We start from the raw sequence: 16,122 nt of genomic DNA, 5'->3' as shown, positions 1-16,122 counted from the left end.
CGTGCCTTGGGGGCACACTGGGCACTCTGACGCACATGGGGGAAAACATGTCCGACGGCAGCCACCAGCAGAACGGGCACGAGAACGTGCCGAGCAGGCAGCGCAGGCGCTTCGAGGGGATCTCCTCACGCGCGTACGAACATCCGGCGGACCGCTCGGCCCTGGTGGCCCTGCGCAAGCTCACCGGCTTCGACACGGTCTTCAAGGCGCTGAGCGGCCTGCTGCCCGAGCGCAGCCTGCGGCTGCTCTTCCTGTCCGACTCGGTGCGCGTCTCGGACGCCCAGTTCGCGCATCTCAACGCCATGCTGCGGGACGCCTGCTACATCCTGGACCTGGAGAAGGTCCCGGCGATGTACGTGAACCAGGACCCGCAGCCCAACGCGATGTGCATCGGCCTGGACGAGCCGATCATCGTCGTCACGACCGGTCTCGTGGAACTGCTCGACGAGGAGGAGATGCGGGCCGTCGTCGGGCACGAGGTGGGCCACGCGCTGTCCGGCCACTCCGTGTACCGCACGATCCTGCTCTTCCTGACGAGCCTCGCCCTGCGGGTGGCCTGGATCCCGCTGGGCAACCTCGCGATCATGGCCATCGTGACCGCGCTGCGCGAATGGTTCCGCAAGTCGGAGCTGTCCGCCGACCGGGCGGGCCTGCTGGTCGGGCAGGATCTGCGCGCCTCCATGCGCGGCCTGATGAAGATCGCGGGCGGCAACCACCTGCACGAGATGAACGTGGACGCGTTCCTCGCGCAGGCCGAGGAGTACGAGGCCGGGGGCGACCTGCGCGACTCCGTGCTCAAGATCCTCAACGTCCTCCCCCGTACCCATCCCTTCACGACCGTGCGGGCCGCCGAGCTGAAGAAGTGGGCCGAGTCCCGCGACCACCAGCGGATCATGGACGGTCACTACCCGCGCCGCGACGAGGACAGGGACACCTCGGTCACGGACTCCTTCCGGCAGTCGGCGTCGAGCTACGCCACGGACGTGAAGAACTCCAAGGACCCCCTGATGAAGCTGGTCAGTGACATCGCGGGCGGTGCGGGCGACCTGGGCGGCCGGGTGCGGCGCGGCTTCGGCGGCTTCGCGGGCGGCTCCGGCGGCGGCGCGGCCAAGGACGCTCCGCCGCGGGACGGACGGGGCGGCGAGGGGGGCCTCGGCGACGACTCGGGCGACGGCAGGCCGGGCGGCGGCTCCCGGGGCGACGCGGGGACCGGGGGCGACGCCTGAGCCGAACGGCGCGCCCGGGCGCGGGTCAGATCTTCGGCTGGGCGCCGGTCGCCAGCGAGCCGCAGAGCGCCGTCGCGCTGCCCGTCGCGTACGGGTCGGTGCCGGCCGGGCCACCCGCCTTCGCCGTCTGCCCGGCGAGCAGCGGGCGAAGGTGGTCCGCCGAGTCGTCGGCGCAGGCGAGCGGCCCGGCCTGGAGGTAGGAGACCGCCAGCTCGGCCTGGTGCATGCGCAGGTCGTCGCGGTCGAAGCGGAAGTGCAGCTCGCGCCGGACGGTGAACAGGGAGGCCTTCGCCCCGGCAGCTCCGCCGGCCGGCTTCAGGGCGTAGACGAAGGTGTGGTCCGCGACGACCTCGAGGGTGTCCGGGTCGGACTCGACGGCCTGCAGCGTGCCCTGCACCCGGATCCTGAGGTCGGCCAGCTCGGTGCGGGCGGTGTCGAAGCGGACCAGCCAGCCGGTGGGCGCGTGCCGCCCGTCCGCGGCCGGGCGGCTGAAGCTCCGGTCGAACTGGTCGAGCTGCTGGGGATCGAGCAGGATCCGGACCGGCCGGTCGGTGTCGCCCCTGAGCACGTCCGGGTCGAGCGAGGACTTCACCAGGTAGTCCTTGGCGGTCGTCAGGGCGGCGACGACCTGGCTGTCGGAGAAGTGCGCGGTGCGGCGGGCGGCGGGCAGCGCGATGCCCTCGGCACCGACACCGAACTGCGCCGCGGGACTGTGCGCGTACAGGTCGTCGGCGTTCACGGCCCCCGGCACCGGGGTCTGGGGCGCGAGCGGTATGACCGTCATGCGCAGCGGCTCGGGCGGCCGGGCGACGGGGTTCTGGTACGGGTGCCGGACGCCCATGTAGATCGCGGTGCCGAAGGCGACGGCTATCAGCAGGACCAGGATCAGCGCCTGCCGGGACAGGCCGCGCTGGAGGGCGGGCCGGCGGCGTACGGCCGGTGCGTGGTCGGCCATCCGCTCCCGGGCGGAGAACTCCTGGAGGCGGGCAGCACGGACGAACGACTCGTCGAAGACGACGGATCGGTACTCGTCCTCTCCACCTGTGGGAGCGCCCTCGGGTGTCCCCTCAGGAGGGTCTCCAGGCCCGCCCATACCTTCAGAGTAGGTCTCCGGAGCCCCGGGTAAACGCGGTGCTGCGCGACAAGTTCTGACAGGTTCCCACCGAGACCGCCCGGGAACGCCGGGGTGTTCGACCGGTCGGCTACACCGCTGGTGTCACGGGGTCCGGGGCACCGCCGACACGGCCGGGCGGGAGGGGCCGACGGAGACCGGGGGGCCGGTGCCGGTGACCTTCTCCCGGTCCTGCTCGAGGCCTGTGGAGGCCGGTGACGGGAGCTGGTCCTGGCGGCTGGAGGAGGCTCCTCTGTAGACCGCCGTGAAGGCCAGGGCGACCATGCCGATGCCCATCACGAGGGCGAGCAGCCAGGCCACCGGGCGGTGCCAGCGGGCCTGCTTCCCGTAGAGCCTGCCGTACGTCCCGGGAGCGCCGTAGCGGCCCTCCAGGACCTCGGTGCCGTCCGGGTCGTCGCGATCCGGGTCACGGCCGTGTCCGTCGGGGCCGAACCCGTCCTCGTAGTCCTCGTGGTGCTCGTCGTCGCCCCGGCCGCCTCGGGAGTGCGCCCGGCGCGCCTCGGCCTCGGAGGCCTCCGCGCGGGCCTGGGCGGCTGCCAGCAGGCGTTCCACGGCGGTCGGCTCATGGATCACCGCCGCCCGGACGAAGTCCTCGTCGAAGACCACGGAGGCGAACTCTTCGTCCGCACCCCCGCGGTCGCGGTCGTCGTCGGGCTCCCAGCCGTCAGGGAACGGCGTGCCCCCCACGTCCTCCGGCACGGATCCAGAGTAGACCTGGGGGGTCATTTTGGGCAGACGGTATGGAAATTCATCCGCCTGGCGAGACGGCTCTCACGCCGTCCGGCCGGGCGCGCCCGGCGGGCCGCGCCGCCGTCCGCGGCGCCCGGGCGCCGCGGTGTCTCAGCGCCGGACGTGCCCGTCACCGGTGACGATGTACTTGGTGCTCGTCAGCTCCGGCAGCCCCATGGGCCCTCTGGCGTGCAGCTTCTGGGTGGAGATGCCGATCTCCGCGCCGAAGCCGAACTGGCCGCCGTCCGTGAAGCGCGTCGAGGCGTTCACGGCGACCGTGGTGGAGTCCACCAACCGGGTGAAACGGCGGGCGGCCTGCTGCGAGGTGGTGACGATGGCCTCGGTGTGGCCGGAGGTCCACAGCCGGATGTGCTCGACGGCCCGGTCGAGGGAGTCGACGACCGCGGCGGCGATGTCGTAGGAGAGGTACTCCGTCTCCCAGTCCTCGGGCGTGGCCTCCACGACGGTGGCCCGGGAGTTCTTCGCGTGGGCGAGCACGCGCTCGTCGGCGTGCACCGTGACCCCGGCGTCCGCGAGGGCGTCCAGGGCGCGCGGCAGGAACTCGGCCGCGATGTCCTGGTGCACGAGGAGGGTCTCGGCGGAGTTGCAGACGCTGGGCCGCTGGGCCTTGGAGTTGATCAGGATGTCGATCGCCATGTCGAGGTCGGCGTGCGCGTCGACGTACACGTGGCAGTTGCCGGTGCCGGTCTCGATGACGGGGACGGTGGACTCCTGGACGACCGTACGGATCAGCGAGGCGCCGCCGCGCGGGATGAGGACGTCGACCAGGCCGCGGGCGCGCATCAGCTCGCGCACCGACTCACGGCCCTCGCCGGGGACCAGCTGGACGGCGTCGGCGGGCAGTCCGGCGCCGCCCACGGCGTCGCGCAGCACGCGGACGAGGGCGGTGTTGGACTCGAAGGCCGAGGAGGAGCCGCGCAGCAGGACGGCGTTGCCGGATTTCAGGCAGAGGGCGGCGGCGTCGACGGTCACGTTCGGCCGGGCCTCGTAGATGATGCCGACGACGCCTAGCGGGACGCGGACCTGGCGCAGGTCGATGCCGTTGGGCAGGGTGGAGCCGCGCACGACCTCGCCGACCGGGTCGGGCAGCGCGACGACGTCCCGTACGTCGGAGGCGATGGCGCGTACGCGTTCGGGCGTCAGCGTAAGCCGGTCGATGACCGTCTCGCTGGTCCCGGCCTCCCGGGCCCGCGCGATGTCCTTCGCGTTGGCCGCGACGATCTCGCTCGTACGGACCTCCAGCGCGTCCGCGATCGCGAGCAGCGCGTCGTCCTTCTCGGCCCGCGGCAGGGGCGCCAGGTCGGCGGCGGCGGACTTCGCGCGGTAGGCGGCCCGGGTGACCGGGGACATCGAGTCGTACGGCGAGAGCGTGGTCATGTCGGAAGGGTAGTGCGCCGCGGGGGTCCGTCCCGCCGTTGTCCCACACCCCGAGACACCCTCAAAAGGGGTGAACTCCGACCGGAGTGGCCGGAAGTGGCCCGTACCCCTCCGCGATGCGCTGGTGATAGGTCTCCCGGTCGATGACCTCCAGGCCGACGATCTCCCAGGGCGGGAGCTGGGCGGTCTGCCGGTGCTCGCCCCACAGCCGCAGGGCGACGGCCGCCGCGTCGTGCAGGTCGCGGGCCTCCTCCCAGTAGCGGATCTCCGCGTGGTCGTTGGCATACCGGCTGGTCAGCAGGAAGGGGTGGTCGTGGGCCAGTTGCTCCAGACCCCGCCGGACCTCCTTCAGCGGGGCCTCGCCGCCCGAGACGCTCAGCGTGACGTGCCACAGTCGCGGCTGGTCGGCGGGCTTCTCGCCCTCGAAGGCGTCTCCGGCCGCGACGCTGGTCAGGGCCCTCTCCTCGCCCGCCGCACGGGACGGAGCTCCCCCCGCCCGGGCGGAGCCGAGTGTCGGGGAGGCGCCACCGTGCGACGCCGCCGCCCCCGGGCGCACTCGTCTCACGACAGCCTCCTTCACGCAATGGTCGTAACAGAACCTCGGGGTCCCCCTGCAACAAAGTTGAGCAGGTGGGGAGCGCCCGCGTGGCACTTTTCCGGAGTTTCACCGCGCCGCGACAGGCGTCCGCGAAACGTTCACACCAGTTTTCGGCCGGGGTGCGGGAATCGCCCCCTCTGGTCGTACGCCGGCGCTACGGCGCACAGGTGCCACGGACACACGTCCTACGGATACAGGAGCACCAGGTCGTCGCGGTGGACGACCTCACGTTCGTAGGCGGGGCCCAGTTCGCGTGCCAGCTCGCGGGTGGAGCGGCCGATGAGCTGCGGGATCTCCTTGGCGTCGAAGTTCACCAGACCCCGGGCGACCGCGCGGCCCTCGCCGTCGCGCAGTTCGACGGGGTCACCGGCGGCGAAGTCGCCCTCGACGGCCGCGATGCCCGCCGGCAGCAGCGAGGTGCGCCGGTCGACCACGGCGCGCACGGCCCCGTCGTCCAGGACGAGCGCGCCCTGCGGGGTCGAGGCGTGCTGGAGCCACAGCAGCCGGTCGGCGGAGCGCTTTCCGGTGGGGTGGAAGTAGGTGCCGGTGTCCCCGCCCGCCAGCGCCTCGGCCGCGTGCACGGCGGAGGTGAGCACGACGGGAATGCCCGCGGCCGCCGCGATCCGGGCCGCCTCGACCTTGGTGACCATGCCGCCGGTGCCGACGCCCGCCTTGCCCGCGCTGCCGATGTCGATGTGCGCGAGGTCCTGCGGCGCGCGGACCTCCGCTATCCGCGAGGTGCCGGGCCTGCCGGGGTCGCCGTCGTAGACCCCGTCGACGTCGGAGAGCAGGACCAGCAGATCGGCACGGACGAGGTGGGCGACGAGGGCGGCGAGCCGGTCGTTGTCGCCGAAGCGGATCTCGTCCGTGGCGACCGTGTCGTTCTCGTTGACGACCGGCAGGGCGCCCATCGCGAGGAGCTTGTCGAGGGTGCGGGAGGCGTTGCGGTGGTGGGCGCGGCGGCTGGTGTCGTCGGAGGTGAGGAGCACCTGCCCGACCCGGATGCCGTGCCGGGCGCAGGACGCGGTGTAGCGGGCGACCAGGAGTCCCTGGCCGACGCTGGCGGCGGCCTGCTGCCGGGCGAGGTCCTTGGGCCGGCGGCGCAGTCCGAGCGGGGCCAGACCGGCGGCGATGGCTCCGGAGGAGACGAGGACGATCTCCTTCTCGCCGCCGCTGCGGTGCTTGGCGAGCACGTCGACGAGGGCGTCGACGCGGTCGGCGTCGAGGCCGCCCGCGGCCGTCGTCAGCGAGGAGGAGCCCACCTTGACGACCATCCGGTGGGCCCGTGCCACGGCCTGCCGTACCGCACTCGTCGGTCCCGTCGCGTTCCCTTCGGCCTGCCCTGCCACCTGCGGTGTGTCCCCTCGCGTCGGTCCGGTCCGTCCCGCCCGGCAATCTACGCGAACGGGCCGGGCCGGCGCCTCCCGGTCCAGCTGGCGGACGCCCCGCGTAGTCGCCCGCTCACGGGTCGCGCATGCACAAAAGGTTGTACTCGTTCCTCATGGAACTTAAAGAAGACGCAAAGATAAGTTGAACGTTGTGGCACCTACTGTTCATCCAGTGAAGCGCATACTCCTGAGATCAGGGAAAAGTCCGTACGACGTCGTCCCCGTGGAACAGGCCCTCCACCAGGACGTCTTCGCCACCAACGCGGGCAACCTGATCTTCAGCGACGCGGCGCACAAGATCCTCGAGACCCCGGGCACGGAGGTCGTGTCGAACGGCATCCGCACCGACGTGACGGCGGCCGGCCGGATCAACGAGGAGTACGACGCGTTCGTCGTACCGCTGGCCAACGCCTTCCGCCCCTCGTTCGAGCCCCAGCTCAGGCGGCTGACCCGGCTCATCGGCAGGCTGAAGATCCCGGTGGTCGTGCCGGGGATCGGCGCGCAGGCCGGCCTGGACTACAACCCGGCCCGGCTGAAGCCCATGGAGCCCGCCGTACGGGAGTTCGTCGCCGCGGTACTCGACCGCAGCGCGTCCATCGGGGTGCGGGGCGAGTTCACCGAGCGCTATCTGAAGGACATGGGCTTCCGTGACGTCGAGGTCATCGGCTGTCCGTCCCTGTTCATGTACGGCAAGGACCTCGACGTCCGCAAGGACGCCCCCGCCCTCGGCCCCGAGTCCCGGATCGCGGTCAACGGCTCGCACAGCGCGGTGAGGTCCCAGGGCCTCGACCGGGTGATCCGCAGCGCGCACACGCGGTATCCGTATCTGCGCTTCATCGGACAGAATCTGAGCGACGCCCGCCAGCTGCACTGGCGCGACCTGTCGGACCCGAACGGCTCCGTCACCGCGATGCCCACACACCCGGACCACCCGATGTACCGCGAGGACAAGGTCCGCGTCTACATCGACCCGGTCACCTGGATCGACGACCTGCGGGGCTTCGACTTCTCGTTCGACTCCCGCATCCACGGCAACATCGCGGCACTCCTCGCGGGTACGCCCGCGACCGTGCTGTGCGGCGACTCGCGCACCCTGGAGCTGTGCCGCTACTTCGACATCCCGCACCGCCGGATCAGCAAGCCGCCACGGGACCTCGACCCGGCGGAGCTGTACGCGGAGGCGGACTTCGGCGCACTGACGGGTGGACACCAGGAGCGCTTCGAGCGCTTCACCGGCTTCCTGGAGCGCAACGGTCTGCAGAACACCTTCACCCACGGCGACGGGGGCGCGGCCTACGACCGGCGGATCGCCTCGCTCGCCTTCCCGGCCGGGGTCCGGCCCTGGAACGACGCCGACGTGGCCTCGCTCACCACCCGGTTCGGCTGGCTGCAGACCCGTATCACCGAGCTGTCGACGGACAACGCCCGGCTGCGGCGTGAGCTGGACCGGGCCCGGAAGGGCGCCCCCAGGGCCCTGGCACAGGCATTGGTCCCGCAGCGTTCCGTCTACCGCATGGCGCGCCGCGCGGTGGGGCGTCCGCTGCGCAAGGCGCTGCAGTCGGGCCGCCAGTAAGGAGCGCCCGTCCTCCCTCGCGGGGTCCGTACCCCCCGGTACGCACCCCGTCGACGCCCGTTCCGTACGCCCCCCCAGGGCCCCGGAACGGGCGTTCGGCCTCATCCCGCGCGGCGGGGCCCCAACACCTTGCGCGCCATCCGGCGGGCGGTCCGCATACCGGGGAAGCGACCGGCGGGCGCGAACTTGAAGCTGTCGATGGTGACCGTCTCGCGTGAGGTCGGGACGAACCAGCCGTCCGGGATGGGCGCTTCCTTGTCACGGAAGTGCGGGTAGGCGAGATAGGCCTTGCGGCTGCGCGGGTCCACGTGGAGCGCGGGTGCCTTCTTCTTCTTGAGGAACACCAGGACGTCGGCCAGCAGGTCGGCCCGGCCCAGCCCGGCCAGATTCACCCGCAGCCGTTCGTTGACCTTGAGCCGGTCGGCGACGCCCTCGGTCCAGTACGCGTCGATCATCGGCTTGGCCAGGGCGAGCTTGTCGCGTCTGACCTCCTCGTCGTCCTTGAGGAAGACCGGCCCGAACTGCGGGAGCAGGGTGATGAGGAAGGGCCGGACCATCAGGCCGTCGCGGCGCTTGCCGGCGGGCACGTGCTCGGCGATCAGACCCATCAGGGCCCGGGCGGAGTCGAACCGCAGCCGGTAACCGCCGGTCTTGGTCGCGTGCTTGCCGTCCTCACGGCCGACCAGGTAGTAGCAGTCGTAGTCGGCGATCACGGAGACACCGTCCGCGCGGAGGTAGGCCTCCATGGTGAACAGCGCGTCCTCGCCGGTCTTCAGCGACTCGTCGAAGTGCATGTCGTGCCGGGTGAGCAGGTCGCGCCGGAAGAGCTTCTGCGCGCTGAGCGTGAACTTGATCCGGGAGGAGAACACGTCCGTGCGGGGCAGCGTCTTGTCCCACATCGACTTCGGGGCGGTGCGGTTGACCCCGACGACCTTGCCGAGCACCACGTCCGTGCCGTGCTCGTCCGCCATCGCGACCATGCGCTCCAGGGCCTCCGGGCCCAGGTGGTCGTCGGCGTCGAGGAAGAAGACGTAGCGCCCGCGGGCCTTGTCGAGGCCGACGTTGCGCGGGCCGCTGGGGCCGCCCGAGTTGGCCTGCCGGATCACGGTGACCGCTATGGCCGAGCGCTCCGCGAACTCCTCCAGATGTTCCCCCGTGCCGTCCGTCGACCCGTCGTCGACCGCGACGACCTCGATCCGGTCGGGACCGAGGGTCTGGTCCTCGACCGACTGCAGGCACTTGACCAGGTACGGCATGGCCTCGTACGCGCCGATGATCACGCTCACATCAGGCTGCGTCACTGTCACGTTTCCCCACCGTCATCAGAATATTTCCCCCGTATCACCTCAAGGACTACTTACTAGACGGGTGAGGCGGCGGATCGGTTGCCTGATGAGGCCTCATATGTGACGTGCTTCACAGAAAGAAGCCCGGCTCCGGGGTGTACCCCGGAGCCGGGCTCTGTCATGCGTGCGCGGACGGCCCGCGGCCGGTCGACGGCGCGGGGATCACCCCTTGACCGCCGCACCGCCCGTCTCGCCCGCGGTGGCGCTCCGCTGACCGGGCACCGCGCCGGCCGGTTCCGCCGCGGCGGCCGCGCCCGCCTCCTGACCCTGGTTGCGCGCCCGGGACTTCTTCGCCAGATCGCGCACCGCGCCGTTGAACTGGACGATCGACGCCGGCTCGTCGGGGCCCAGCAGATACCGCTTCAGCTCGCGGCGGTCACCGGCCAGCGTGTCCGCCGACGGATCGAAGACCCCCGTGAGCAACTCGTCCAGTTCGGCGGCCGAGTTGGAGAGGATCACGGCGGCGCGCACGGCGGTGTTCTGCCGCTTGAACTCCTCGACGCCCAGCTCCGCGGAGTCCGTCACCGCGTAGGGCTTGCCGCTCGCGATGTAGTCGGAGACCACGCTGGATATGTCCGAGACCATCGCGTCGGAGACGTTGAAACAGTCGTACAGGCGGGGCTCGGCGCCGGTGATGACCCGGTGCTCCCAGCTGCCGAAGGAGCGCCAGTAGGCGTCGTTCCACTCGGCGCGCAGCCGGGCGACCTCGGCGTGCGCCGCGGTGTCGACCACGCCGTCACGGGTGGCCTCGGCCTCGTCGCCGTTCTCGGTGGCACCGGTCAGCTGCTCGATGCGGGCCTCGACCCGGGCCAGCTCGGCCACGGCCGCGCTCCGGGCCGCCGCGTCGGCGCCGCGGCGGGGGTCGGCGGCGCGCTCGGCGGCCGCCTTCTCGACCAGCGCGACGATCCTGCCGTGCGCGGCCTTGGCCTGCGCGCTGCGGGTGCCGGTGAACGGGTGCGGCTTGTAGAGGACGCGGACGGGCGGATCGGCCTGCACCAGACGACGGACGATGTTCTCGCCCGCCAGCAGGATCGAGGTGTTGCCCGGGTTGTCGTCCCAGCCCTCCCAGGTGGGGGCGTACAGGATCGTCGGGCAGCGGTCGGCGGCGGCCGCGCCCTGGGTGTCCTGCGCGGTCCGGATCGGCGCGAGCTGCGGGCGGCCGACCTCGGCGATGTCCTCGTCGCGGACACCGACGTCGGCGATGGCGTAGCGGTCGCGGCCCGCGCGGCCGGCGGTCCACACCTCGTCGTACGCCTTGCTGAACGGGTTGACGCTGGCGAGCTTGTCACTGTCGCCGTGTCCGATGAAGACGTGCTTCATGGTGGGCACGCGCAGCAGGTGGATGTTCTTGCCGACGTTCGCCGCGTAGAGCGCGACCCGCACCGTGGACAGGTCCATGTTCATCAGGTGCACCCCTCCGGGCACGCAGATGACCGGCACCGTGGTGGGCGCCATGCGGTCCAGGATCGCCCGCTCCCGGAGGATGATCAGCGGCCGGGTGTCCAGCTGCTCCATCGTCTCCAGCCACATGTTGACCTGGTAGGCGGAGTCCTTGGAACCGGAGAAGTAGAGCACCGTCTCGGGACGGTAGGTGCGCAGCCAGTCGTCGACCGCGGCGAGGACCTGTTCGGCGTTGGGCGGGACCCGCCGCCCTCGTACGAACGGGACCAGGGCCGCGACGTAGACGAGGGCGAGCAGCAGCGTCACCCCGATGCCCACGAAGCCGTAGACGTTGTCGTCGGTCGCCCCGGAGATCAGGAGACCGACGACGGCCACGAGGTCGAGGTGGAGCATCTTCTCGGCAGCCCGGGAGAGCAGCCGGCGCGGCGGCGCGGCCGGGATACGGACGCGCGGTTCCAGGTCGACGTTGCGGGTGGCGACGGGCAGCTTGCGGCGCTGCACGATCAGCGTGACCAGGGCGCTGTGCGGTGCCTGGAAGCCGTAGAAGGCCAGGAAGCACGCGATGGCCGCGTTGAAGACCATGCTGTCGGTCAGGTCGAGCCGCGCCAGCAGCAGCACGAGCAGCAGCTGCCGGATCAGGAATCTGATGGACACACCGGCCCGCACCTTGCTGAGGCGGTTGACCAGATAGCTGCCGCGCCGGTGCAGATAGTGGTCCGCCAGGTACGTCACGGCGGCCGCGGCCGCGAAGGCGCCGACGCTCGGCAGGAGAGCGGCGAGCATCAGGCAGGGGAAGCCCAGCATCATGAGGGCCGCCGCCGCCAGCTCGGCCGCGCTGCCCACACGGGCGACGCGAATAGCGGTGGAAATCACGGAGAAACCTGCTCTTGAGGGGTGAGTGCCGGTTTGATACCAAAAGATTTTTTGATACCGAGATGAGCCAAAAGCGAAAAGTGAACTCTACGGATTCAGGCCTTTGTGAACGCGCGGCGAACACGCGGACACAAAGGCCTGAATTCCGGAAGGCTATTCTTTTTTGATTATGCCACGCCGTCCTGGCGGTCCAGCACGCCGGCCAGCGCCGCCTCGAAACCGGAGCCGCGGCCCGCGCCCGCCGTCGGGTCCTGCTGACGGACGTCGATGACGTGACCGGTGAGCTCGGAGAGCAGCACGTCCAGGGAGGTGTGCGCGACCGCCTCGGAGGAGAGCAGGGAGCCCGCGGGCTCCTGCCCGAAAGCCTTGGTGCGCATGGGGGTCGCGGTGCGCTCGGGGTTGATGCAGTTGACGCGGATGCCGTCGCCGGCCCACTCGTCGGAGAGCGCCTGGGTGAGGTTCACCATGGCGGCCTTGGTGGAGGAGTAGAGGCTGTACTCGGCGCGGCCGCGGGTGTAGCTGCTGGAGGTGTAGAGCAGCAGCTGGCCCCTGGTCTCGGCCAGGTACTTGTACGAGGAGCGGGCTATCTGCACCGGGGCGAGGTAGTTGACCTTCAGCGCTTCCTCGATGGTCGCGTTGTCCGTCTCGGCCAGCTTGCCGATGCGCAGCACACCGGCGGTGTTGATCACGTAGTCGATGCGCCCGGTCTCGGCGTAGGCCGTGGACAGCGCGTCGTCGACCTCCTCCGGGTTCTCGACGTGGGTGCCGGTGGTGGAGCGGCCGAGCGCGTAGGTCTTCGCGCCGTAGCCCTCGGCCAGCTCGGCTATGTCCTTGCCGATGCCGTAGGAGCCGCCGAAGACCACCACGGTCTTGCCGGTCAGCAGCTCGCGGTACGCGGCCTCGTCGGCCTGCTCGGGGGCGGCGGTGGAGGCGAGCTGGAAGAGCTTGTCGGCGATGAAGACGTCGACGGGCTGGGTGACCTTCATGTTGTACTCGTCACCCGCGACGACGTGGATCGGCACGTCCGGCAGGTACTTGAGCACGACCGAGCAGTCGTCGGTGGCCTGGAAGTTGGGGTCGCCGGCCGCGACCTCGTAGGCGCGGCGGATCGTGGACAGCTTGAACGCCTGGGGCGTCTGGCCGCGGCGCAGCCGGGAGCGGTCCGGGATCTCGGTGATGAACTCGCCGTCCTCGCCGTGGGTACGGGTCACGATGATCGTGTCCGCGGACGGGATGGCGACGTCCACGGCCTGGAACCGCTCCAGCGCGGTCACGCAGTCGTCGATCACGCGCTCCGACAGCAGCGGGCGCACGGCGTCGTGGAAGAGGACGTTCGCGTCCTCGCCCTCGGCCAGGCCCTCACCGAGGGCGGCGATGGCGCGCTCGGTGGTCTCGTTCCGCGTCGAGCCGCCCTCGATCACCTTGGTGACCTTCTTCAGGCCCGCCTTCGTGACGATCTTCTCGACGTCCGGGACGTAGCCCGGGGCCATCAGCACGATGATGTCGTCGATCGAGTCGGCCTGTTCGAAGGTGGTCAGCGTGTGCTCGATGACCGCCTTGCCGGCGATCTTCAGCAGCTGCTTCGGAATCGACAGACCCACGCGCTGGCCGGTGCCGCCGGCCAGGATCACTGCGGTGGTACGGGGCTTGGCAATGTGCTCAGACACAGGTGACCTACCTTGGGGCGACAGGGAACCCGGGAATGGTCCCACCTACGGTTACCGCCGTGCAAGGCGAGCGCCGCCTGCCGCATATGTGCGCGCAACCGGAAATTCACCTTGCTTGCAGGCCACCCCGAGAGAGCCGGATGAATTGTCCGGATTTGCTGTGAGTAAGTGCACACATCCCGCCCGCGATTCTCACGTTCGCTTCATGCGCCCGCGCATCCGGTGACCCAGCACACAAGCGGGTTCCCCCGAAGGCCTCCGGCGAACCCGTCCGATCGCGGGAGCGCGCGGACTCCGCGGCTCGGGCGGCGATCCCGCCGCACCGGGTCCGGACGGCGGCGCGGCGGTCGGCGGACCGGGACCCGTGCGCGTACGGACGCGACAGGGCGTCTCCGCACCCGGGGCCGTCCCCGGGACCCGCCCGGACGTACCGGACGGGAGATCATGCGACCGGCCGACAGGGGAACGCCCGCTCTCTGAGCCACGTCACCGCGCGCGGGTTTCGAAGGGATTCCGGCCGGAAGTCCCTTTTCCCGGAATTCCCTCACAAACACCGGCGGCATTTCGCTTTTCCGTCGGCCAGGAGGAATCGTCCGCCGCCTTCGGGGCCTCCCTGAGGAGACCGCCGGGGTAGCCCGGCCGGGATACAGGGGTGCGCGGCGGGGCCGTGCGGCCGGGCCGCCCTGGCTCCTCGCACGGGCCTCGGGCGAGGGCCGTCCCGTGATCCCACGGCGGCCCGGCGCGCGGCCTCCGACGAGCTGCGGCGCACGGCGGAGGGGCATCCTCGTACCGGGCCTGTCCGGGCGGCCCGACGACGCGGCGAGGTGCCGCGGCCGTCGTCGCGCGCCCACCGGGGATCGCGGGAGGGCCCGCGGGGTGTGACCGCGCCCGGCGCGGAGCGGGCAGGATGCGTACGCGGTCACGGCCGCGACCGCTGTCCCGCGGGCGGGGCGCGACGCCCGGCCGGTGGATCACGCCCGCCCGTCGGGGTGTCCCGCACGGTCACGCCGGGACAGCGAGCTGCCCCCCTCGCTTTGGGTGAGGAGTTCCACCACTCCCCCGGCCAGACCGAGTGCCGGCGGTACAGGGCACTGTCCGGGGTGGGACCCCCGACGGTCGTGCCGGTGCCCGGAGCGCGCCGGATCTCCGGGAGGTTCCGGGTACCTCCTGAGAGGCCGCTCCCGACGGGTCGCCGGGTGGCGGGCCGCACCCGGACCGTACGCGAGGTGCGGCCGGATCAGACGAGCCGCACGCCCGGCTCCCCCGCCTCGACCCGCAGACGCGCCAGCCGGCTGGAGGCCGCGTCCGGCTTCAGCACCGTCGACGCGACACGCACCTGGGCGTCGATGCCGTCCCGCCGGATGTCGAAGAGGTGGTAGCCACGGTGGGCGTCGATGAGCTTCCAGTGCGGATTGTCCGGCATCCGCGCGTCCCAGTCCTTGTGGAAGGCCGCCTGATCCTGGTCACCGCCGGTGGAGATGGAGGTCCCGACGAATTCGGTGCCGACCACGTCGGAGTGCGGGTCGGCGAAGTCCTTCTTGAGGTCGCTGATCATCGTGTAGTGCCGGTCGCCGCTGAGGACGACGGGGTTGCTGACGGTCGTGAACTCCCTCATGAGGGCGTTGCGTTCGGCCTGGTAACCGTCCCAGGCGTCGTAGTACCAGAGCTTGCCCTTGCCCACCTGGAGATCGGTCTCGGCCATCATGATCTGTGAGGCGACGATGTTCCAGCGGGCCGGCGAGTGGTGCAGGCCGCGGAGCAGCCAGTCCCGCTGCGCAGCGCCGAGCATGGTGAGCGACGGGTCCTCGGCGGCGGCCTGACCGGTCACCTGGTCGCTGCGGAACTGCCGTGTGTCGAGGACGTTCAGCCGCGCGAGGCGGCCGAAGTCGAGCCGCCGGTACATCCTGATGTGCGGCCCGTCCGGAATGGCGGTGGCCCGGACCGGCATGTGCTCGTAGTACGCCTGGTACGCGGCGGCCAGCCGGGTCACGAACGCGCCGTGGGCCTGCTTGTCCGGGTCCTGCGGCACCTCTCCGGCGAAGTCGTTGTCGACCTCGTGGTCGTCGAAGGTGACCACCCACGGAGCGTGCGCGTGCATCGCCGCGAGGTGCGGGTCGCTGCGGTACTGGGCGTACCGGTTGCGGTACTGGACGAGGGTGTACGGCTCCCCGGTGCCCTCGTGCCTGCGCACGGCTGTGGCCGACGGCGCGGACTCGTAGATGTAGTCCCCGACGAACAGGACGACGTCGGGGTCCTGGCGGAGCATGTCGGCGTACGGGGTGAAGTAGCCGTGCTGCCAGTTCTGGCAGGAGGCGAGCGCGAGGCGCAGCGAGCCGCCCGTGCCGGTCGGGCGCGGCGCGGTCCGGGTGCGGCCGGTCGGCGAGAGCCGGCCGCCGGCGCGGAAGCGGTACCAGTACACGCGGCCGGGGCGCAGCCCGCGGACGTCGACGTGAACGCTGTGGCCGTACTCCGGACGCGCCTGGGCGAGGCCGCGGCGCACCTGCTTGCGGAAGCGGGCGTCCTCGGCGATCTCCCAGGCGACCGTCACCGCGCGGTCGGGCATGCCGCCGCCGTTCAGCGGGTCGGGCGCGAGCCGGGTCCACAGCACGACACCGTCGGGCAGCGGGTCACCGGAGGCCACTCCGAGGCTGAACACACCTTCGGGCAAGGGGGGTTCGGCCGCGCGTGCGGTGCCGGGCACCCAGAGCTGGGCGGACGCGGCGGCGCCGAGTACGGCGGCCGAGGCGGTGAGAAAGTGGCGTCGATCGCGTGAGACGGCTCCGGACATCGG

At 71.3% G+C, this 16,122-nt stretch carries 11 protein-coding genes; 2 read left to right on the top strand and 9 right to left on the bottom strand.

Annotated elements, in window-relative coordinates:
* Window positions 1-47 precede the first annotated feature (47 nt).
* Window positions 48-1,226, top strand: a complete 1,179-nt coding sequence (locus OG776_RS27495; RefSeq protein ID WP_148013928.1) for a M48 family metallopeptidase — start codon at window positions 48-50, stop codon at window positions 1,224-1,226.
* Between the two features lie 25 nt (window positions 1,227-1,251).
* On the opposite strand, the gene OG776_RS27490 is transcribed toward OG776_RS27495, so the two are convergent.
* From OG776_RS27490 to proB, 5 genes are all read right to left on the bottom strand, one after another.
* Window positions 1,252-2,319, bottom strand: a complete 1,068-nt coding sequence (locus OG776_RS27490) for an SCO2583 family membrane protein (protein WP_329322694.1) — start codon at window positions 2,317-2,319, stop codon at window positions 1,252-1,254.
* Window positions 2,320-2,442: 123 nt separating this feature from the next.
* Window positions 2,443-3,057, bottom strand: coding sequence for an SCO2584 family spore wall biosynthesis protein (locus OG776_RS27485; protein WP_443077290.1), 615 nt, complete (start codon window positions 3,055-3,057; stop codon window positions 2,443-2,445).
* A gap of 141 nt (window positions 3,058-3,198) precedes the next feature.
* The gene (locus OG776_RS27480; RefSeq protein WP_148013931.1) at window positions 3,199-4,485 is read right to left on the bottom strand and encodes a glutamate-5-semialdehyde dehydrogenase; all 1,287 of its coding nucleotides are present in this window, start codon (window positions 4,483-4,485) and stop codon (window positions 3,199-3,201) included.
* 61 nt (window positions 4,486-4,546) lie between these two features.
* The gene (locus tag OG776_RS27475; RefSeq protein WP_384956489.1) at window positions 4,547-5,041 is read right to left on the bottom strand and encodes a hypothetical protein; all 495 of its coding nucleotides are present in this window, start codon (window positions 5,039-5,041) and stop codon (window positions 4,547-4,549) included.
* A gap of 227 nt (window positions 5,042-5,268) precedes the next feature.
* Window positions 5,269-6,357, bottom strand: coding sequence for a glutamate 5-kinase (proB, locus tag OG776_RS27470; RefSeq protein ID WP_390076966.1), 1,089 nt, complete (start codon window positions 6,355-6,357; stop codon window positions 5,269-5,271).
* 286 nt (window positions 6,358-6,643) lie between these two features.
* Between proB and OG776_RS27465 the strand changes: the two genes are divergently transcribed.
* The gene (locus OG776_RS27465; protein WP_329322693.1) at window positions 6,644-8,044 is read left to right on the top strand and encodes a polysaccharide pyruvyl transferase family protein; all 1,401 of its coding nucleotides are present in this window, start codon (window positions 6,644-6,646) and stop codon (window positions 8,042-8,044) included.
* A 101-nt stretch (window positions 8,045-8,145) separates the two neighbouring features.
* On the opposite strand, the gene OG776_RS27460 is transcribed toward OG776_RS27465, so the two are convergent.
* The 4 genes from OG776_RS27460 to OG776_RS27445 form a co-directional block, all read right to left on the bottom strand.
* On the bottom strand, window positions 8,146-9,351 hold the full coding sequence (locus OG776_RS27460) for a glycosyltransferase family 2 protein (protein ID WP_148013934.1): 1,206 nt from the start codon (window positions 9,349-9,351) through the stop codon (window positions 8,146-8,148).
* A gap of 201 nt (window positions 9,352-9,552) precedes the next feature.
* Window positions 9,553-11,664, bottom strand: coding sequence for a hypothetical protein (locus OG776_RS27455; protein ID WP_329322692.1), 2,112 nt, complete (start codon window positions 11,662-11,664; stop codon window positions 9,553-9,555).
* A gap of 167 nt (window positions 11,665-11,831) precedes the next feature.
* Window positions 11,832-13,331, bottom strand: coding sequence for a bifunctional cytidylyltransferase/SDR family oxidoreductase (locus OG776_RS27450; RefSeq protein WP_148013936.1), 1,500 nt, complete (start codon window positions 13,329-13,331; stop codon window positions 11,832-11,834).
* A 1,237-nt stretch (window positions 13,332-14,568) separates the two neighbouring features.
* On the bottom strand, window positions 14,569-16,119 hold the full coding sequence (locus tag OG776_RS27445; protein WP_148013937.1) for an alkaline phosphatase D family protein: 1,551 nt from the start codon (window positions 16,117-16,119) through the stop codon (window positions 14,569-14,571).
* Window positions 16,120-16,122 lie beyond the last annotated feature (3 nt).

Source organism: Streptomyces sp. NBC_01689, assembly GCF_036250675.1.
Lineage (GTDB): Bacteria > Actinomycetota > Actinomycetes > Streptomycetales > Streptomycetaceae > Streptomyces.
Note: the sequence above shows the minus strand (reverse complement) of the source record. Positions and strands in the feature narration are given on the sequence as shown.